The organism is Nocardia sp. NPDC006044, assembly GCF_042871115.1.
In the GTDB taxonomy this organism is placed as follows: Bacteria; Actinomycetota; Actinomycetes; order Mycobacteriales; family Mycobacteriaceae; genus Nocardia.
The window spans coordinates 71,480-89,486 of sequence record NZ_JBIAID010000007.1; the positions used below are offsets into that span (position 1 = coordinate 71,480).

At 68.5% G+C, this 18,007-nt stretch carries 15 protein-coding genes; 3 read left to right on the forward strand and 12 right to left on the reverse strand.

All coding sequences use genetic code 11. The annotated features are described in order from the left end of the window. Window positions 1–2: 2 nt before the first annotated feature. From ACFYO1_RS41245 to ACFYO1_RS41265, 5 genes are all read right to left on the reverse strand, one after another. A complete protein-coding gene (locus ACFYO1_RS41245) occupies window positions 3–929 on the reverse strand; it encodes a decaprenyl-phosphate phosphoribosyltransferase (protein ID WP_387244280.1) in 927 nt (308 codons plus the stop codon). A gap of 22 nt (window positions 930–951) precedes the next feature. Further along, on the reverse strand, window positions 952–1,503 hold the full coding sequence (locus ACFYO1_RS41250; RefSeq protein WP_387244628.1) for a phosphatase PAP2 family protein: 552 nt from the start codon (window positions 1,501–1,503) through the stop codon (window positions 952–954). A 62-nt stretch (window positions 1,504–1,565) separates the two neighbouring features. Beyond that, window positions 1,566–3,584 (reverse strand): glycosyltransferase, encoded by a 2,019-nt coding sequence (locus ACFYO1_RS41255; RefSeq protein WP_387244282.1) that lies wholly within the window; start codon window positions 3,582–3,584, stop codon window positions 1,566–1,568. Then, on the reverse strand, window positions 3,581–4,810 hold the full coding sequence (glf, locus tag ACFYO1_RS41260) for a UDP-galactopyranose mutase (protein WP_387244285.1): 1,230 nt from the start codon (window positions 4,808–4,810) through the stop codon (window positions 3,581–3,583). Before glf ends, ACFYO1_RS41255 begins: the two co-directional genes overlap by 4 nt. A 279-nt stretch (window positions 4,811–5,089) precedes the next feature. Then, entirely contained in the window at window positions 5,090–5,812 is a 723-nt protein-coding gene (locus ACFYO1_RS41265) for an SDR family NAD(P)-dependent oxidoreductase (protein ID WP_387244288.1), read from the reverse strand. A 103-nt stretch (window positions 5,813–5,915) separates the two neighbouring features. Here ACFYO1_RS41265 and ACFYO1_RS41270 point away from each other — a divergent pair, with 103 nt between their 5' ends. After that, window positions 5,916–6,563 (forward strand): TetR/AcrR family transcriptional regulator, encoded by a 648-nt coding sequence (locus ACFYO1_RS41270; RefSeq protein WP_387244290.1) that lies wholly within the window; start codon window positions 5,916–5,918, stop codon window positions 6,561–6,563. A gap of 47 nt (window positions 6,564–6,610) precedes the next feature. Here ACFYO1_RS41270 and ACFYO1_RS41275 read toward each other — a convergent pair whose 3' ends face one another. The 4 genes from ACFYO1_RS41275 to ACFYO1_RS41290 all read right to left on the reverse strand — a co-directional run bounded on the left by ACFYO1_RS41275 (window position 6,611) and on the right by ACFYO1_RS41290 (window position 9,689). After that, a complete protein-coding gene (locus ACFYO1_RS41275) occupies window positions 6,611–7,108 on the reverse strand; it encodes a hypothetical protein (RefSeq protein ID WP_387244293.1) in 498 nt (165 codons plus the stop codon). A 149-nt stretch (window positions 7,109–7,257) separates the two neighbouring features. After that, window positions 7,258–7,845: a hypothetical protein gene (locus ACFYO1_RS41280; RefSeq protein ID WP_387244296.1), complete on the reverse strand. Its 588-nt coding sequence runs from the start codon at window positions 7,843–7,845 to the stop codon at window positions 7,258–7,260. Between the two features lie 74 nt (window positions 7,846–7,919). Next, window positions 7,920–8,675 carry a TipAS antibiotic-recognition domain-containing protein gene (locus ACFYO1_RS41285; RefSeq protein WP_387244299.1) on the reverse strand — a complete coding sequence of 252 codons (756 nt, stop codon included), beginning with the start codon at window positions 8,673–8,675 and terminating at the stop codon, window positions 7,920–7,922. Window positions 8,676–8,759: 84 nt separating this feature from the next. Then, a complete protein-coding gene (locus ACFYO1_RS41290; RefSeq protein WP_387244302.1) occupies window positions 8,760–9,689 on the reverse strand; it encodes a DMT family transporter in 930 nt (309 codons plus the stop codon). Window positions 9,690–9,796: 107 nt separating this feature from the next. Between ACFYO1_RS41290 and ACFYO1_RS41295 the strand changes: the two genes are divergently transcribed. Then, entirely contained in the window at window positions 9,797–10,297 is a 501-nt protein-coding gene (locus ACFYO1_RS41295; protein ID WP_387244305.1) for a MarR family winged helix-turn-helix transcriptional regulator, read from the forward strand. A gap of 109 nt (window positions 10,298–10,406) precedes the next feature. Here the strand turns inward: ACFYO1_RS41295 and ACFYO1_RS41300 are convergent, their stop codons facing one another. Then, on the reverse strand, window positions 10,407–12,611 hold the full coding sequence (locus ACFYO1_RS41300; RefSeq protein ID WP_387244308.1) for a SpoIID/LytB domain-containing protein: 2,205 nt from the start codon (window positions 12,609–12,611) through the stop codon (window positions 10,407–10,409). Between the two features lie 349 nt (window positions 12,612–12,960). On the opposite strand from ACFYO1_RS41300, the gene ACFYO1_RS41305 reads away from it, so the two are divergent. Next, the gene (locus ACFYO1_RS41305; protein ID WP_387244311.1) at window positions 12,961–15,651 is read left to right on the forward strand and encodes an N-acetylmuramoyl-L-alanine amidase; all 2,691 of its coding nucleotides are present in this window, start codon (window positions 12,961–12,963) and stop codon (window positions 15,649–15,651) included. 214 nt (window positions 15,652–15,865) lie between these two features. Here ACFYO1_RS41305 and ACFYO1_RS41310 read toward each other — a convergent pair whose 3' ends face one another. Beyond that, window positions 15,866–16,666, reverse strand: coding sequence for an HAD family hydrolase (locus ACFYO1_RS41310; protein WP_387244631.1), 801 nt, complete (start codon window positions 16,664–16,666; stop codon window positions 15,866–15,868). A gap of 116 nt (window positions 16,667–16,782) precedes the next feature. Further along, window positions 16,783–17,910 (reverse strand): hypothetical protein, encoded by a 1,128-nt coding sequence (locus tag ACFYO1_RS41315; protein WP_387244314.1) that lies wholly within the window; start codon window positions 17,908–17,910, stop codon window positions 16,783–16,785. Window positions 17,911–18,007 lie beyond the last annotated feature (97 nt).

The following is an 18,007-nucleotide window of genomic DNA, read 5'->3' on the forward strand; positions in this document are numbered from 1 at the left end:
CGTCAGGTGAGATAGACAGCGACACCTACCGCTCCGATCCAGGCGATTGCGAGGAACTGAAGGACTCGGTCCCCCAGTGCGATCTCTTCGGGTTCACCGGCCTCGCCGCCATCGACGTCGACCGCGTAACGCAGGATTGCGATGGTAAACGGAATCATCGAGATTGCGAACCAGTTGGTGTCTTTCAGGTTGTCCTGCTGGAACGCCCACAGACCGTAGAACACCACGACGGCGGTGGCCGCGAGGGTCCAGATGAACCGCAGGTAGGTCGGCGTGTAGTACTCGAGCGACTTGCGGATCTTGGCGCCCGTGCTCACCGCGATCTGCAGTTCGGCGTAGCGCTTGCCCGCGGCCATGAACAGCGAGCCGAATGCCATGATCAACAGGAACCACTGCGACAGAACGATGTTCGCAGCCGCGCCACCGGCCACCGCGCGCAGCAGGAAGCCCGAGGACACGATGCAGATGTCGAGCACCGCCTGATGCTTGAGCCCGAAGCAGTAGGCCAGTTGGATGCCGATGTAGATCGCCATCACCACGGCCAGGTGCCAGGACGCCAGGAACGAACCGGCGATCGACGCGACGAGCAGCACGATCGCCAGCGTGTAGGCCAGGTTGACCGGGACGACGCCGGCCGCGATCGGCCGGAACCGCTTGGTCGGGTGCGCCCGGTCCGCCTCCACGTCGAGGGCGTCGTTGACCAGGTAGATGCCGGAAGCCGCCAGGCAGAACACCACGAAGGCGATCCCGACGTGCCCGAGCACGTCGAGTTCGTTGGCCGTGCCCGCGGCCAGCGGAGCCGCGAGCACCAGGACGTTCTTGACCCACTGCCGCGGCCGGACGGCCTTGATCAGCCCGCCCGCCAACGTCTTCGGCGGACCCTTGACGACCGCCTCAGCTAGGTCGGCACCAGTCGGCTCTTCGCTCATGACTCCGCTCGCTCCCTCATGGTCAACCAAGGCTCTTTCTGTGGCGGTCATCGAGTCTCTTTTCGGTGGCAAGCACAACGGCGGCGGACGCGGCACCGAGCGCCGAACCAGCGAGCACATCGGAGGGATAGTGCACCCCGAGCACGACCCGGGAAAGCAGCATCGGTGGGACGAGCACCGCAGGCAAGGGTAGCCCGGTCAATCTGCCGAGCAACACCGCCGCCGCGGTGGTCGAGGTCGCGTGCGAGGACGGGAAGCTCAGCTTGCTCGGCGTCGACACGTTGACCTGCACCGACGGATCGTTGGGGCGGGGCCGCCGGACGACCCGCTTGATCACGATGGACGCCGCGTGCGCGCCGACCGCGCCGACCGCGACGCCGGCCCACTGCCTGCGCCGCGGCTTGTCCACCAGCCAGCCGGCCGCGGCGATGCCGACCCAGCCGAGCGCGTGCTCGCCGAAGTGCGACATGCCGCGCGCCGCCTTGATCACCTCCGGGGTGGCGATCCTGGTCTGCACCGCGTTGATGATCTTCACCTCGGCCGGCGCGGGCTCGGTCGACGGCACCGCCGACACCGGTCCGCCGTGACCGTTCGTGCTTTGCAGCGGCTTGTTGACCGCGGTGTTGTCCGCGAGACTCACTGCTTCTCACCCTTCGTCTCGGCGCCGATGCCGAAGGCGTTTTCCCAGGCCGCGGTGCTGGTCAGCTGCGGGTGGGCGGCGCGGTAGCGCTGCTGCATCTCGGGGAAGCGCGCGGCCAGTTCCTTGCGCAGGCGCAGCGCCTCCTTGAACAGCCCGAGGGCCTGGCGCGGGTCGCGCTTGCGGTAGACCACGCCCCGGCCGTCGGCGGTGGTGACGGTGACCCCGTCGACCTGCGAGAGCAGGAACCAGCGCGCGTCCAGCGTGGGCACGTTGAGCTGCGGGACCTCGTGGTGCTGGGTGTGGGCCGGGCGGAAGTTGTGCACGACGCCCTTGGCCAGCCGGACCACCTTCGCGATCGGGTTGGCCGGCTCGCCGACCGCGCCGACCTCGATGTGGCTGGCCAGCGGCAGTTCGGTGGACGAGGGCAGGATGACCGCGTCCGGGTACTGCTTGCGCAACGCGTGCACGGCCCCGAGGGCGCTGGGCAGCAGCTGGAACAGGCGTTCCGGGCCGGCCAGGAAGTCGCGGATGGCCAGGTTCTGGATGGCGACCGTCGAATACTCCAGGCAGAGCAGGTGTTTCAGGGTCGCCTTGACCGTGTTGACCACCATGCCGCGCCCGTTGCCCGGCATGTGCAGCGAGGCGACGACCAGCCGGTTACGCAGGTGGAAGTACGCCTGCCAGTCGATGGCGTCGTCCTTGTCGCTCCACGCCATGTGCCACACCGCGGCGCCCGGCAGGGTGACCGTGGAGTAGCCGTGATCCCGGGCGCGCAGGCCGTATTCGACGTCGTCCCACTTCAGGAACAGCGGCAGCGGCTGACCGATCTCCTCGGCCACCCGGCGCGGGATCACGCAGGTCCACCAGCCGTTGAAGTCGACGTCGATGCGCCGGTGCAGCAGCTTGGAGTTGTCCCGGTCCTTGAGCGGGTACTTGGAGAAGTCGTGGTCGTACTCGACGTTCGGCGCGGAGGTCCACATGAAGATGCCGCGGTCGACGACCTCGCCCATGCTGTGCAGGTGCGAGCGCTCCTGCAGGTTCAGCATCTGCCCGCCGACCAGCACCGGCGACTTGGCGAATCGGGCGAAGGCCAGCGCACGCAGGATCGAGTCCGGCTCGATCTCGATGTCGTCGTCCATGTAGACGATGTACTGGGCGTCGGTGGTCTTCAGCGCCTCGTACATCACCCGGCTGTAGCCGCCGGAGCCGCCGAGGTTGGGCTGGTCGTGGATGGCCAGGCGATCGCCGAGCGGCGCGGCGGCCTCGGCGAAACCGGGCTCGTCGACCACCTTGCGATTGCCCTGATCGGCCACGATGACCGCGGCGATCTTGTCGAGCACCAGCGGATCCGAGCCGAGCGCGGCCAGGGTCTTCACCAGGTCGGCCGGCCGGTTGAAGGTCGGCATGCCGACCGCGATGGTGCCCGCGTCGGGCGCCTCGATCGGCGCGTACCAGCCGCCGGACAGCAGCGTGACCGCCGTGTCGGTGGTGATGTCGAACCAGATCCAGCCGCCGTCCTCGAACGGGCCGAGGTCGGTCTCGAACTCGACAAACACCGACTCGGTAGCTCTGCCGAATTCGCGGTACTCCCAGGGCCCTCCGTGGTTACGCTCCGCTACCTCCTCCGTGCCCGACGCTCGTACCGCGGTCGCGACCGCGAATTCCTTGCCCTGCACGTGGATTCGCGAACCGTCCGCCTTCGAGCGGTACACGTCCACCCGGCCGTGACCGGCCAGCTCCAGGCGCAGCACCACCGACGGCAGGATGCTCCAGCGCCGCCAGTAGCTGGCCGGCAGCGCGTTGAAGTACGTGCAGAACGACACCTCCGACTCCGCGCCGATGGACAGCGAGGTGCGGGTGGCGGCGTGCGCGCGCTTGGCGTTGGTCTTGGATTCCTCGACGTAGAGGGTGCGCACGTCAAGCGGCTCACCCGGCCGGGGCAGGATGATCCGTTGCAGCAGCGAGGTCGCGCGGGTCTCGGTGGTCATGTCTTCCAACAGGGATTGGGAGGTCATTCTGCACTTTCGTCAGCGAGCGGCGCACCGGACTCCAAGTGCGGGCGCAGCACATTGTCGAACATGCTGAGCGCACTGCCGATGGCCATGTGCATATCCAGGTACTGGTAGGTGCCGAGGCGGCCACCGAAAAGGACCTTGTCCGTTGCGGTTTCCTTTTTCGCGAGCGCGCGGTACGCGGCCAGCTTGGCGCGGTCCTCCGGCGTGTTGATCGGGTAGTACGGCTCGTCGCCGGTCTGCGCGAAGCGAGAGAACTCGCGCATGATGACCGTCTTGTCCTTCGGGTAGTCGCGCTCCGGGTGGAAGTGGCGCGGCTCGATGATGCGGGTGAACGGCACATCCGCGTCGTTGTAGTTCATCACCGAGGTGCCCTGGTAGTCACCGGTGTCGAGCACCTCGGTCTCGAAATCGATGGTGCGCCAGCCGAGTTCGCCTTCTCGGTAGTCGAAGTAGCGATCCAGCGGGCCGGTGTAGACGACCGGGGCGTCCGGGTTCGCGGCGCGCAGTTCGTCGCGCACCTCGAACCAGTCGGTGTTCACCCGGACCTCGATGAGCTCCGAGGCGGCCATGTTCTCCAGCCACTTCGTGTAGCCCTCTTTGGGCAGGCCCTCGTAGGTGTCGTTGAAATAGCGGTTGTCGAAGGTGTAGCGCACCGGCAGGCGGGTGATGTTGCCCGCGGGCAGTTCCTTCGGGTCGGTCTGCCACTGCTTGGCGGTGTAGTCGCGGATGAACGCCTCGTACAGCGGACGGCCGATCAGCGAGATCGCCTTTTCCTCGAGGTTCTGCGCGTCCTTGGTGTCGATCTCCGCGGCCTGCTCGGCGATGAGCGCGCGCGCCTCGTCCGGGGTGAAGTAGCGGCCGAAGAACTGGGAGATCAGGCCGAGGCCCATCGGGAACTGGTAGGCCTGCCCCTTGTGCTTGGCGAAGACCCGGTGCTGGTACCCGGTGAACTCGGTGAACTTGGTGACGTAATCCCAGACCCGCTTGTTCGAGGTGTGGAACAGGTGCGCGCCGTACTTGTGGATCTCGATCCCGGTATCCGGATCCGGCTCCGAGTAGGCGTTGCCGCCGAGGTGGTATCGACGATCGATCACCAGCACGCGTTTGCCGAGCTCGGTGGCGGCGCGTTCGGCGACGGTCAGCCCGAAGAAACCGGAGCCGACGACGATCAGATCGAACGGAGAGGAGGAGTTGGCGGAGTTACCCGGGGACGATGCGACGGTCACGGGAGCCCAGAGTATCGGAAGTCCGCGCGGGGTCTGGGTGGAGTCGCGCGGGGCACATCGCGGGACCGGGTTCGCGCACGTTTTCGCGCCTTGGCCGTCCGGATTTCGCCGGAAGTTTGCCGAATAGCGGGCTTGACGGAAATACGAACGACATTGAATGGACGGTTCTCGATAAGCCGGCGATTTCGGGCACGGCGGGCGAATGCGTCCCCGGCGGCGCGGTCGAACATCGCACCGAATTCCCGCACGCCAGGGTTCGGCGTGCGGGTGGTTGCCAGATCAGTCCGGGAAACCGACCTCGACCTCGACCTGATCGCGGGCGGTGTACATCCGCCAATAGTGTTCGCCGAGTTCGGCATTGCCCATGCGGGTGATCTCCAGGCCGGCGGGGAACAGCTCCGGGTGCTCGTCGACCAGCTGTTCGGCCTTGCTGTTACCGATGAGCACGCCGATGTTCAGCAGGCCGGCGTAGACACCGGTGCCCTGTAGTTCGATCGCGAGCTGGTGGATGTAGCCGCGCTGAGCGGCGAGGGCGACGCCGAAGTTGGACAGGAACGGCATCGGGTGCCGGTCGGACGCGCCCGAGGAGAACAGCAGAGTGCCCTCGCCGCGTTCGATCATCGCGGGGGCCAGCGCGCGGGTCATCAGGATCGGCGAGTAGAGCTTGAGCGCGAGCGGCGTGCGCAATGTGGGTACATCCACCTCCAGCGTGGACGGGATGCGGTCCACCGGGTCGCCGGCCGCGCCGTGCATCGCCACGTCTATCCGGCCGAAGGTCGCGCCGATCTGCTCGATCACCGCGTTGACCTGGGCCTCATCGGTGACGTCGGCGGGAAAGGCCGCGGCCTCGATGCCTTCGGCGGCGAGTTCGCCCGCATGCCGCCGCGCCTTGTCCGGGTTTCGCCCGATCACCGCCACCCGGAACCCCTCGCGCCCGAAGCGCCGCGCGGTGCCCACACCGAGTCCGGGGCCGAACCCGAATATCGCGATGGTCTTCGACATGCCTACCTCACTAAGTTGAGCAGTGGTTCAAGTTATCCGACGGTAGCACTAAATTGAACCCATGCTCAACATAATTCGCGGGCCGGATTTGTAGGATCGGCGAATGCCCGTGGACAAGCCGTTACGCAGCGATGCCCGCCGCAATCGCGACGCGCTGGTGACCGCCGCCCGCGAGGTGTTCGAGGAACGCGGACTCGACGCGCCGCTGAAGGAGATCGCCGCGCGCGCGGGCGTGGCCATCGGCACCCTCTACAACCGCTTCCCCACCCGCGACGACCTCATCGCCGCCGCCGTCGAGGACCGCATCGAGGCGGGCGGGCGCATCGCCGAGGCAGCGCTCGCGATCGATGACCCGTGGGACTCGTTCGTCTACCTCGTCGAAAAGGTCTGCGAACTCCAAGCTTCCGATCGGCTACTCAGCGAACTGGCCGTCCGCGCCGCCCCGAGCACCGCCATCGCGAACGCGCAGGAACACGGCCACGGCATCATGCGCCGGATCATCACCCGCGCCCAGCAGTCCGGCGCGCTGCGCTCGGACTGGGTGCTCGAGGACATCGCCTTCATCACCTGGTCGCACACCAGGATCCTCGAGGCCACCGCGAGCATCGCCCCCGAAGCCTGGCGTCGCCACCTGGCTCTGACCCTGGATGGTTTGCGCGCCAGCGCGGCCCACCCGCTACCGGTCCCTCCGATCACGGAAGACCAACTGATGCAATCGCTCAGCGGCCAACCCGACGACAGCCGGTCATAGTTCTCGACTCCACCTCACTCGACTCAGTGGGCGCGTTGTGCGGCTGGTCAGGGCCGTGGAGGCTGGTAAGGCATTGGGGCAGGCGGATATTGGACGTTCTGCGGCGCGGTGGCGTGGATCTGCGGCGTAGTCAGCGTGAGTACGAGAGAGATCAAGCCCAGCGCTGCGCCGATGATGATCAGATAGCTGAGAAAGGACGCTCCGACCGCCAAACCACGATCGCCGCCGAAGGTGACGCTGATCAGACCGCCCAGGAAAACCCAGGCGCCACCGATGATTTCCAGTTGGCGGCCGACCGGCTTACCGATCAGCGTGAGGAAACAGCCGACCACCAGCAGGGCGGCCATCAGCACCGAGACGATCAGCAGAGCTTCCAGTACCGCATGGAAGTCCGCCGCGATCTTCCAGGCCTCGTATGTGTCGTCGGTGACTTTCGGCTTGCCGATCCGGTCGGTTACCCGGTAATGCTGCACAGCCGCGATCGAGCCGAAGGCAGCCAGGCCGCCACCGACCAACGCCGACAGGATCGCGACCACCCCGGTCATTCCGCGATGCGCCGGCACCGGAGCCGGAGTGCCTGGTCCGCCATATGGATTGGTCATCGAACCCCCCTCTAGGTATCGGGCGAACCATACCGTCCGGGCGGCGGCGGTTCGAGTCGATGCGGGTGCCAGATCACTGCCGCACGGGCGGGTCAGGCGTCGATCGGGCCGAAAGTTGCTTGGCTGTCCTGGATTTCGGTGCGCCGAGACGCCGGCGCGTAGGTGACCCAGCGGGTGGTCGGGCCGGAGGAGGCCAGCAGGAAAATGACCAGCGGCAGGACCGCGGACACCAGCGAGGCGATCCACTCACGATGCAGCAGGGCGGTCAGCGTGCCGATCAGTCCGTCGAAGTTGGCGTTGACGATTTCCAGTGACCGCCGCTGCACGGGCAGCCAATCGATGCCGTAGTCGGGCTGGTAGTCGAAGAGCGAGCAGCAGAGGGCGACCAGCGAGGCGACGGTCAGCAGGCCCGAGGTGAGGATGAGGATGTAGCGACCGGTTTCGTCGCGGCGCAGCAGTTGGACGGCGCCGTAGATGAGGGCGACCGCGGCGAGCAGCGCGGCGAGCATCGAGAAAACGGCGAAGGATTTGTCGACGTGCGGGCCGTCGCGCAAGGCGCTCAGCACGGTTCGTTCGCCCCACAGGTTGAACAGCCCGGCGACCAGCGCCAGCACCCCCGCGGTGGTCGCGACCACTCCGCTCGGCCCGGCGTCCCGCGGCCTCTCACTGGCGTATGTCATTGCTCGGATGCCCTCTCTCCGGCCGACGGCCGGCACGCATTCAGTATGCGTACCGGCCGTCGGTTGGGCGTGATCTAGAGCTGTGTCTCGGCGTAGACCTTCATCGCGTCCCGGACGAACTCCGCGGTGCCCGCGCCGTGCACGTCGTAGTTCGCGCCGAACCGCGGATCCGCGACGTACATCTCGCCGAGGCCGATGAAGGCCTCCTTCACCACGGCCCGGCCCTGCCAGCCGTCGCCGATCCAGGCGCGGTGCCGGGCGACGATGGCCTGGACCTCGTCGTTGCCGGGCGCCAGCCCGGCGGCGTGCGCCCTGCCGTAGTCGGCGGCGATGTCCAGATGGGTCTGGAAATGCGCCTGCTGCTGGGCCGCGCTCATCGAGCGCCACCACTTGTCACCGCTCTCGTAGGCGTCCTTGCCCCAGCGTTCGATCACCTCATCCTTGTACTGGGTGTGATCGAAGCCGTCGAAAACCTCTGCAGCCATGAGTTGTTCACCTCTTTCCGTCTTCTGCAGCGTGGTGTGCACCGAGGAGATCTGGCGCCGGATCCGATCCTGTTCCCGCCGGAGCAGTTCCAGGTGCGTGCGCAGTGCGGTACCGGTGTCCTGTTCTCCGGCAAGCACTTCGGCGATGACCGGAAGGCCGAGGCCGAGTTCTCGCAGGAGCAGGATGCGTTGCAACCGCAGCAGGGAGTCCTGGTCGTAGTAGCGATATCCGTTGGCGCCGATCCGGCTCGGCGGCAGCAGCCCGAGCTGGCCGTAGTGGCGCAGCGTGCGGCTGGTGGTACCGGCCGCCTTGGCCAGATCCTGGATGGACCATTCGGTGTTCACGACCTGTTCTCCCTTCTCATCTCGTCGGTGTAACCAGCATGCAAGTTGACGTTACGTCAAGGTCAAGCCGCTTTGATCGGTCGCTCAGCGGGCCGATACCAGAACCGGCTCGGCGGGCGCGGGTGCGGGCTTCGGCCGTCCGGCGAGCTGGCCGTACAGGGTGCCGCCCAGCGCGATGACCAGGCCCGCCATTTGCAGCGGTCCGAGCGCCTGACCCAGCGCGATCCAGCCGATCACCGCAGCGGACACCGGGCTCAGCAGCCCGAGGAAGGCCACCGAGGTCGCGGGCACCTTGGCGATTCCGCGGACCCAGAGCCAGTACGCGACGGCGGTGCCGATGACGGCGAGGTAGAGGTAGCCACCGATCGCGCGGCCGTCCAGCGCCGGCGGCGCACCCTCGACGAGCAGGGCGAGCGGCAGGATGAACAGTCCGCCTGCGGTGAGCTGCCAGCCGGTCAGCGCCAGCGGGCCGACGCCCGCCGGCCGTCCCCAGCGCTGGGTGAGCACGGTGCCCGCGGCCATGAACGCGGCACCGGCCAACCCGGCGATGACGCCGAGGGTGTCCAGCTGCGCGTTGGCCTTCAATACGACGAGCGCCACGCCGAAGACCCCGATCAGACCGGCAAGCACCCTGCGTCCATTGGGCTTCTCGGCGAGTATCACGGTCGCGAAGCCGAGGGCGAACATCGGCGCGACCGCGCCGAGCACACCGGCGACCCCACCGGGCAGCCGGTACGCGGCGAGGAACAGCAGCGGGAAGAACGCGCCGATATTGAGGACGCCGAGCGCGGCGGCGCGGGCGATCCAGATGCCGCGCGGCAGCACCCTGGTGAGGGCGAGCAGCGCCAGACCGGCGGGCAGCGCGCGCATCAGCGCGGTGAACAGCGGACGGTCCGGCGGCAGGAACTCGGTGGTGACGGCGTAGGTGGAGCCCCAGACGATCGGGGTGAGGGCGGTCAGCGCCAGGGTGCCCGCGTAGGAGTTTCCGGTGCGCGGGGTGGTGCTTGTGGTCATGTCGTTCGCTCCTCATTGATAATCTCAACGTTGAAATATCTACTCCGGTAAGTGCCTTAGCGTCAAGTAGATCAACATTAAGATTCTTAGCGTCGAGAGGAGCGGTCATGGCGGACGCGGTGGATGTGTTCATTCAGCACTGGAACCGGGAACGGCCGGAGGTCGATGTCTCGCCGATGGCCGTGATCGGCCGCGTCCAGCGACTGTCCCGCCTGTTCGAGCACGAGCTCAAGCAGTTCTTCGGTCAGTTCGGCATGGAGTTCTGGGAGTTCGACGTGCTCGCCACGTTGCGCCGATCCGGCGGTGACGAGGGACTCACCGCCGGCGCGCTGATCAAGGTGGCCATGGTGACCTCAGGCGCGATCACCAACCGGATCGATCGGCTGGTCGCCAAGGAGTGGGTCGAGCGCGTGCCGTGTGCGACCGACCGCCGGGTGATCCGGGTGCGGCTTACCGCGGCGGGTCGTCGGATGATCGACGATGTGCTGCCCAAGCACATGGAGAACGAGCAGCGGCTGCTCGCGGCGCTGAACCTGGAGTCGCGGGAGCAGCTTGCCGGGTTGCTGCGGACGCTCGCGGAATCGCTCGGGGATGGCGCGCCGGACTGACATCGGTAGTCCGAAAGCCCGGCCTGGGTGGACATTTTCGGCGATCGGCGAGGCTATACCGCTGCGGCGCAACGAGAAATGTCCGCCTGGGCCGAGTAGCCGCCGTACATCACCGGCGGGCCGGCGATCCCGGTGACAGCGGACTGTTCGTCGCACGGCCGGACGGGATCGGAATCCCGGGCGTCGGACGCGGGGTCGGCGTGGCCGCGGTCGTCGGCGCGACCGTGCTCCCGGGTGACACCGACGTCGCGGGCGGTATGAAGCCGACCGGCGGCGCGGACTCGAAGACGGGCGGGGCACTCACCCCGGACGGAATCGACTCGGGGACAGGCACTGTGCTGACACCGGCCGGCGCAGGTTCCGGCACCGGGGTCACGCCGGTATCGGACTGCGCAGGTTCCGGCACCGGGCTCACGCCGGTATCGGACTGCGCAGGTTCCGGCACCGGGCTCACGCCAGTATCGGACTGCGCGGACTCGCCATCGGCAGGAACGTCTCCATCGTGTGGACTCGGGTCGAACACAGACACCGCGCTCGCACCCGTCGGAGCGGACTCGGCATCCGGATCGGATCGAATCCACTCGGACACCGGCAGTGCGCTGACACCGGACGGCGCAGCATCGAAATTGACGGCCGCAGCGGACGGAACCCGCTCGAACACCGACGCAGCGCTGGCACCGGCTGGAGCCGACTTGTCCGGCGACGGCACGTGCGCACCGGACGGAATCGACTCGGACACCGGACCGGCGCCGGGCGGGACCGACTCGACCAGTGACGAAGTGCCCGCCGCGGACGGAACCCGCTCGGCGACAGGCGCGCCGGCGGAATCGGACGGCACGCTCGCCGACGGTGCGGGTGCGGGCGCGGGCGCAGGCGCAGGTGCAGGTGCAGGCGCAGGCGCAGGCGCAGCCGACGGTGACGCAGGCCCGGCCGACGGTGCGGCCGCGGCCGACGGTGCGGGTTCCGGTATTGCGCCAGCATCAGACGGCGCCGCTCCAGGCACCGGCGGAACGTCCACCGGCCCCTGCCCCGGCCCCGGCCCCGGCCCCGGCGCCGACGCGGGCAGCGGCGCAATGCCGCCCGCCGGCGGAACCTGTTCGGGCACAACTGCACCCGGAGCCGAGGGCACACTCGCACTCGACGGCGCACTCTTCGGTGCCGGCGGATCCGGCACCAACTGCAACAACGTCGTGAAGTCGACGACCTGTGCACCGAGGGTCGCCGTGTAGATGATGACCCCGTTGGTGAACATGCGATACGTCCCGGCGTGTTCCGGCAACCCCATCTCCGGCCCGAGCGGCTGACCGACTTTGCTTGCCGCACCGCCGATTCGGCGATACTCGACATCGATCGGCGATTCGCCGACCGCGACCTTCGTCCGCGGATCCACCGGAGCGGCGGGAACATTCGGCGCGATCTCGCTCAGTGCCGGTCCGACCTCGAAGGTGTAGATATCGGCCGGTTCGCCGCCACCGGGCGCGGAGGAGTACTCCGACCGCAGGATTCGCCCGTCCCGCAGCAGCACGGTCCCCGCGGTGGACACCACGGCGGCGGCCGCGCGCGGATCCTCCTTCGCGGTACCGGGATACACCTGGCAGTCCGTGGTGTCACAACTCTGCGCGTACGGAAAACGATGCTCGGCAAGGACATACGACCGGGCGGCGATCGCCTGCGCGCGCAACGCCTCGGCCCCGCCCTTGTCCGCCCAGTTCGCCTGCACCTCCGCCGGGATGACGCCGAGCAGGTAGTCCTCCACGTCGACCCGATTGACGGTGCGCGCCGCCCCGTTCTCCGTCGCCACCCCGAGCGCGCCGCGATACCCCGAGCCCCCGCAGAGTGTCAGGTGTTCCGCGGCGGGACGATTCGGTTCACGGTTGACCGGATAGACAAATGGATCGTCGGTCGCCGCCTGCCACAGCACCTCCCCGTCGCACCCGACGGTCACCACCACGTTCGCGCCGCCGGTGGGCAGCGGGGTCAGATGGGCGGCCTGGCCGGCCTCGACGAACTGCCCGGCGACCCACAGGCCGGCGCCCGCGTAGGTGTCAAGGGTCGAGTCATCCTGGGCGGTCAGCCGGATGCCGACGGTGTTTGCCGCAACGGTGCCGAGCGTCGCGCCGGGGTAGTAGTGCCCGAGGATTTTTTCGGCGGTCCACCCCTCCTGCGCGTTCGCGAACGCGCCTAGCTGGCTCATGCCGCGCCCATGGCCGGGTCCGGCGACGGTCCGGTACGGCGTGTCCCCCGGCCACGCCCACAGCACCAGCACGGCGCCGGCCGTCAGCGTCACACCGCCGGTGACCAGCACCGACCGCATGGATAGCGCAGGTTGTCCCGGCCCGCGCGTGCGCTGCCCCCGGCGTGCCGTTCGTTTTGCTCTGCGCGCGGATTTCACCCGCATTCGTGCTCCCCCCGTGCTCTTTCGTTCCGGTGCTGTGGTGCGTCGCATCCGTTCACTCCCACGGTATTCCGGGGCCGGGCGGATTGGATACCTGTCGGCATGTCGTTCCATCCGGCCGCATTCCGAGAGCTACATTCGAGCAATCACATAATCCTCAACAAGAGGTTTAGATATGTGACAGTTGTGACTATTGTGATCGTTGATACATCAGGAAGCAACCCTGGTTTTGCACACGATCACTGGTTCGACCTGAATGGAGACGCTCGTGCCCTACCGCAAACCGAAACGTTCCTACGTCCTCCCGGTTGTCACCACACTTGCGGTAGCGGCCCCGCTCGCCGCGCTCACAATGAGCGACTCGCCCGACTATCGCGCGACCACCGGCACCGAACTGGCCGCCGTACCGGCGCAACTGGCCGAGGTCGTGCTGAACTCCGCCCCCGACATCGTGCTGCCGCTGCGCGAACTCACCGGATTGGACCTACCGGATCTGCACCTGTCGGATCTGCGCATGCTGCCGCTACCCGCGTCGATTCCCATTCCGGACGGACTACCGTTGCCGCCGGGCGTGCAACTACCGAAAGAAATTCCGCTACCGAAGCTGAATGGCCCGCATCCGGCCACCCCCGGCCAGCAGAGCGCACCAGGTCTGAACACCGCACCTGGCTCGAACGCCACTCCCGGGCAGGGCCTCGCACCAGGTCAGGCCCCATTTCCCGGACAAGCCGCCGCACCGGCACCGAACAGTTTTCCGGGCCAAGCGGTAACGCCGAATCAAAACAACATTCCCGGCCGAACCGCGCCGAATAGTTTCCCCGGCCAAGCCGCCGCCCCCACCCAGAACTCCATTCCCGGGCAGGCCATCGCACCAGGCCAGAACACCAATCCAGGCCAAGCAGCCGCGCCGGCGCAGAACCCCGTCCCGGGCCAAGCCGCCGCACCAGGCCAAGTCGCCGCCCCCGCGCAGAACCCCGTCCCCGGCCAAGCCGGCGCACCAGGCCAAAACACCAATCCGAGCCAGGCCGCGGCGCCGGCTCAGAACCCCGTCCCGGGGCAGGTCACCACGCCAGGCCAGATCCCCGACCCGGGGCAGACCGCACCGGCTCCCGCCCAATCCGCTCCCGGCGGAGCGCGTTTCATCGCGGACCCGAGCCACCTCGAACCCGGCACCACGCCCGACACGCCCGCGCTGGCCCCCGGCGCGGTCCCGCCGGAGCTGACCGACCAGGTCGGCGCGCAGGTCAAGGAACTTTCCCGGCAAACCCCGTTCAGCGTCGTCGCCCTCACCGCCGCCGACCTGACGAACACCAAGGCGCTGCTGCGCGCCCGTCAACCCGACGGCAGCTGGGGCCCCTGGTTCAACGCCGAACCGGTGGACACCCGCCGCACCGATCGCGCCGCAGCCGGCGGCAAGACCGGCACCGAGCCGCTCTACGTCGGCACCACCAACGCGGTGCAGATGCTGGTCACCCGCAAGAACACCGCGGCGACCGCACCGCAGGACGCCGTCGCGCCCGACCCCGCACCGCGCTCGGACGACCCGGCCCAGATGTCGGGCGTCGACCTCACCGCCGTCCTGATCGATCCGGGCCGCGGCGCCATCGACGGCGCACTGCACAAGGTCGCCGCGCCCGCACCCAGCGGCGGACCCAAGGTGATCTCCCGCGAGGGGTGGGGCGCCGACGAGAGCATTCGCTGCGAAGAACCCACCTACGACGACGGACCGGGCAAGGACGGCCTCGGCGGCATCACCGTGCACCACACCGCGGGCCGCAACGACTACACCGAGGAAGAGTCCGCGGGCATCGTCCGCGCCATCTACACCTATCACGCGAAAACGCTGGGCTGGTGCGACATCGGCTACAACGCGCTGGTCGACAAGTACGGCCAGATCTTCGAGGGCCGCGCGGGCGGGCTCGATCGCGCGGTGCAGGGCGCGCACGCCGGCGGGTTCAACGAGAACACCGCGGGCGTCGCGCTGATGGGCAACTACACCGAGGAACCGCCGACCGAGCAGTCGATCGAGGCGATCGGCAACTTCATCGGCTGGCGCGCCAAGATCGCCCATCTCAACCCGCAGGGCAAGACGGTCATGTACTCCGAGGGCACGGAGTACACCTCCTACGCCATGGGTCAGGCGGTGAATCTGCCGATCGTGTTCGCCCACCGCGACGTCGGCAACACCACCTGCCCCGGCGACGCCGCCTATGAGCAAATGGATCGAATTCGCGAAATCGCCGCGAGTGTCGCGGGCGGCGGCGTCACCGGCGACGGAACCGGCGACGGCACCGACAGCTACGCGAACAACGGGACCGGCACCGACGGCGCCGCGAACAACCCGGCCCCGCAGGCCGCGCCGCGCAACAAGCCCGACCTCTCCGCCCTCGCCGCGCTCACCAAGAAGCTGCTCGGCATGGTGAACGAGAACCCGATCGCCAAGCACTGGGCGGACAGCGGCGGTCCCCGTGGACCGCTCGGCGCCGCGCAAACCGAGCCGCTGCCCGCCGCCCAGGGCCAGCAGTACGCCAAGTTCGCCAACGGCTACGTCTACACCGCGCCCGACGGCAAGGTCATCGAGGTGCTCGGCAAGATCCTCGACCGCTTCCTGCAACTCGGCGGTGACGCGGGCGTGCTCGGCCTCCCGACCACCGACACCTACAACGTGCCCAACGGCCGCCGCGCCGACTTCCAATACGGCTCCCTAATCCTCAACCAGGTGACCGGCATAGTCACCACCGTCTGGAAGACCTACAACGACACCCACCAGCAGGACGCACCCCGCCCCGCCCCCGCACCGGCCGCCGCTGCCCCCGCACCGGAACCGGCTCCCGCCGGAACTCCCGCACCCGCCGAGTTCCCGCCCCCCGTCGAGGCACCGGCACCACAGCCCGACGCCCTCCAGTTCCCCACCCCCGACGACTTCCTCCCAACCCCCGCCCCCGAACCAGCAGGCTGAACCGCCCCAACGCACTCGGAGCTCGCCGCCGTGATCCACCAACGGCCGCGAGCTCCGATCGCGTTCATGACCTATTGTGTTGCGGCGCACCGAATCTGCGGAGTTGGCTCGGATCAGCTCGGTCGTTCACATCAGCGCGCCGCGCACCCGAATCGCGCACGGTTCGGCTGGCAATTCGTTGCGCGGCAGGTGAATTCGCACGAAGTGAGCAGACTCAGATCCACCAGCGTTCGAGGATGCGGGCGACGCCGTCGTCGGAGTTGGACTCGGCGACCTCGTCGGCAGCGGCTTTGGCCTCGGGGTGGGCGTTGGCCATGGCGACGCCGTGGCCGGCCATGGTGAGCATCGGGACGTCGTTGGGCATGTCGCCGAACGCGACGATGTTGGCGGATTCGACGCCGAGGCGCTGGGCGACGATCGCTAAGCCGGAGGCCTTGGTGACGCCGGGCGCGGACAGCTCGATCAGGCCGTGCTCGGTGGAGTAGGTGATGTCGGCGCGCTCACCGATCAGCGGGGCGAGCACGGTGCGCATGTCGGAGCTGCGCGCGCCGGGTAGTCGGATCAGCATCTTGATCGCCGGGGCGTCGATCACCTCGTGCCGGGCGACGGTGGTGTCGTCGGGGTTCAGCCAGGCGTGCTCGTAGAGCGGGGAGCTGACGAACTGCGGGGTGACCGCGTCGTGCGCGCTCTCGCCGACCCGTTCGGCGGCGAGCCCGCAGCCGGGCAGCGCCTCCTCGGCCCGGTCCGCGATCCAGGACAGGGTGGCCACGTCCAAGGTCATGCTGGCCAGCACCCGGTCGGTGGCGCTGTCGTAGATGACCGCCCCGTTGCCGCATACGCACAGCGGCGCATAGCCGAGCCCGTTGACCACCGGGTCGATCCAGCGCGGCGGGCGGCCGGTGGCCAGCACGAACGGCACGCCGTCGCCGATCAGCGCGTCCACCGCGGCCTTGGTGCGCGCGGTGACTCGCTCGTCGTGGTCGATGAGGGTGCCGTCGACGTCGGTCGCCACCATCTTCGGCTTGGGCAGGTGCAGGAGGGTCACCTATTCCATCCTGCCGGACAACCGTCCGAGTGTGGCGGGGGTACCACCAGGAAGGTGGTGATCAGTCGATATTCGACGCCACGGCCTCACGCGGACGGTGGACGCCACACGCTGTCATCCGCGGGGCGCGGCGGCCCCGGATTCGGTGGGCGCAACACTGTTTCATCGTTGCGCCCGATGGACGCGGGCGCGTCCCCGCCGGCCGCTGGCTCGGCTGACCGCACTTTCGGGGCCACGTCATCCACCTGCGCGGGCGCACCCCAAGCGGCTGGTGAAGCGGGCTGCCCGGCGCTCGGTACCGAAGAACCCGGTTCCGCAGACGCACCCCGAGCCGCATCCGGCGCAGACTGCCCGTCGACCGGTGCCGACGAATTCGGCTGCGCGGGCGCACCCCAGGCAGCCTGCGGCACGGCCGGCTGATCCCAGGCCGCCTGTTGGCCCGGCGCGGGCTGTCCCCATGCTCCCTGCGCTGCGGGCGACTCCCCGCCCGACGCACCCGGCTGCGCGGGCGCACCCCACACAGCCTGCGGCGGTGACTGCTGCCAGGGCGAGCCGGAGGGCGCGGCGCTCTGCGGCACACCCTGCCCGGGTTGTGCCCAGGCACCTTGCGGCTGGTCGACGGGTGGCTGGGGCCAGGCTTGACCCTGCGGTCCCGGGTAGGAAAATCCGTATTGCTGCGGCACCGTCGCGACCGGCGTGTGCGCCAGCCAGCGGCTGGTCATGGGCAGCAGGGCGAGCACCGCGGTGGCGAGCGGGAAGACCAGACCGAACAGGCCGCTGGTGCCGCCGCTGAGCGTGCCGCTGAGGCTGTCCGACGAACCGACGAACGATCGCGCGATCGCGAAGCCCACGATCTCCGAGACGATCACCGCCACGCACCCCACCACAACGAGCAACCGCCCGAACGACTTCCGGCTGAACATCCCGATCGCGCCGACCCCGAGCACGATCGCGACCACCAGCGAGACGGCCCCCGACGCGATCGCCCAGGTCTGGAACCAGTCATCGGAAAACAGCCCGGTCGTGTCGTATTCGTCGAGCTGCCGGCCGAGCAGCCCGAACGCCAGGCTGATTCCGCCGCCGAGCAATTGGCCGACCGCGCCGACACTCGCGAGCACGCCCGCGGTGATCGCGGTGGCCCCGCTCGGCGCGGGCATTCCGGTCGAATATCCCGGATACGGGTTGTACCCACCGGGATATTGCGGATAGTTCATGACTCCCCCTTGGTCGCGTCCAACCGACCGCGTACGCGTGTGCCGCAAGAATAATGGACATGCCCGGCCCCGCGTGCCACGCGCGTCCGGGTCATCG

Bases quoted from the DNA above. Each gene is read 5' to 3' on its own strand.
- ACFYO1_RS41245 (WP_387244280.1), bottom strand. From the start codon at position 929: ATGAGCGAAGAGCCGACTGGTGCCGACCTAGCTGAGGCGGTCGTCAAG.
- ACFYO1_RS41255 (WP_387244282.1), bottom strand. From the start codon at position 3,584: ATGACCTCCCAATCCCTGTTGGAAGACATGACCACCGAGACCCGCGCG.
- ACFYO1_RS41265 (WP_387244288.1), bottom strand. From the start codon at position 5,812: ATGTCGAAGACCATCGCGATATTCGGGTTCGGCCCCGGACTCGGTGTG.
- ACFYO1_RS41270 (WP_387244290.1), top strand. From the start codon at position 5,916: ATGCCCGTGGACAAGCCGTTACGCAGCGATGCCCGCCGCAATCGCGAC.
- ACFYO1_RS41275 (WP_387244293.1), bottom strand. From the start codon at position 7,108: ATGACCGGGGTGGTCGCGATCCTGTCGGCGTTGGTCGGTGGCGGCCTG.
- ACFYO1_RS41280 (WP_387244296.1), bottom strand. From the start codon at position 7,845: ATGACATACGCCAGTGAGAGGCCGCGGGACGCCGGGCCGAGCGGAGTG.
- ACFYO1_RS41290 (WP_387244302.1), bottom strand. From the start codon at position 9,689: ATGACCACAAGCACCACCCCGCGCACCGGAAACTCCTACGCGGGCACC.
- ACFYO1_RS41295 (WP_387244305.1), top strand. From the start codon at position 9,797: ATGGCGGACGCGGTGGATGTGTTCATTCAGCACTGGAACCGGGAACGG.
- ACFYO1_RS41300 (WP_387244308.1), bottom strand. From the start codon at position 12,611: ATGCGGTCGGTGCTGGTCACCGGCGGTGTGACGCTGACGGCCGGCGCC.
- ACFYO1_RS41310 (WP_387244631.1), bottom strand. From the start codon at position 16,666: ATGGTGGCGACCGACGTCGACGGCACCCTCATCGACCACGACGAGCGA.
- ACFYO1_RS41315 (WP_387244314.1), bottom strand. From the start codon at position 17,910: ATGAACTATCCGCAATATCCCGGTGGGTACAACCCGTATCCGGGATAT.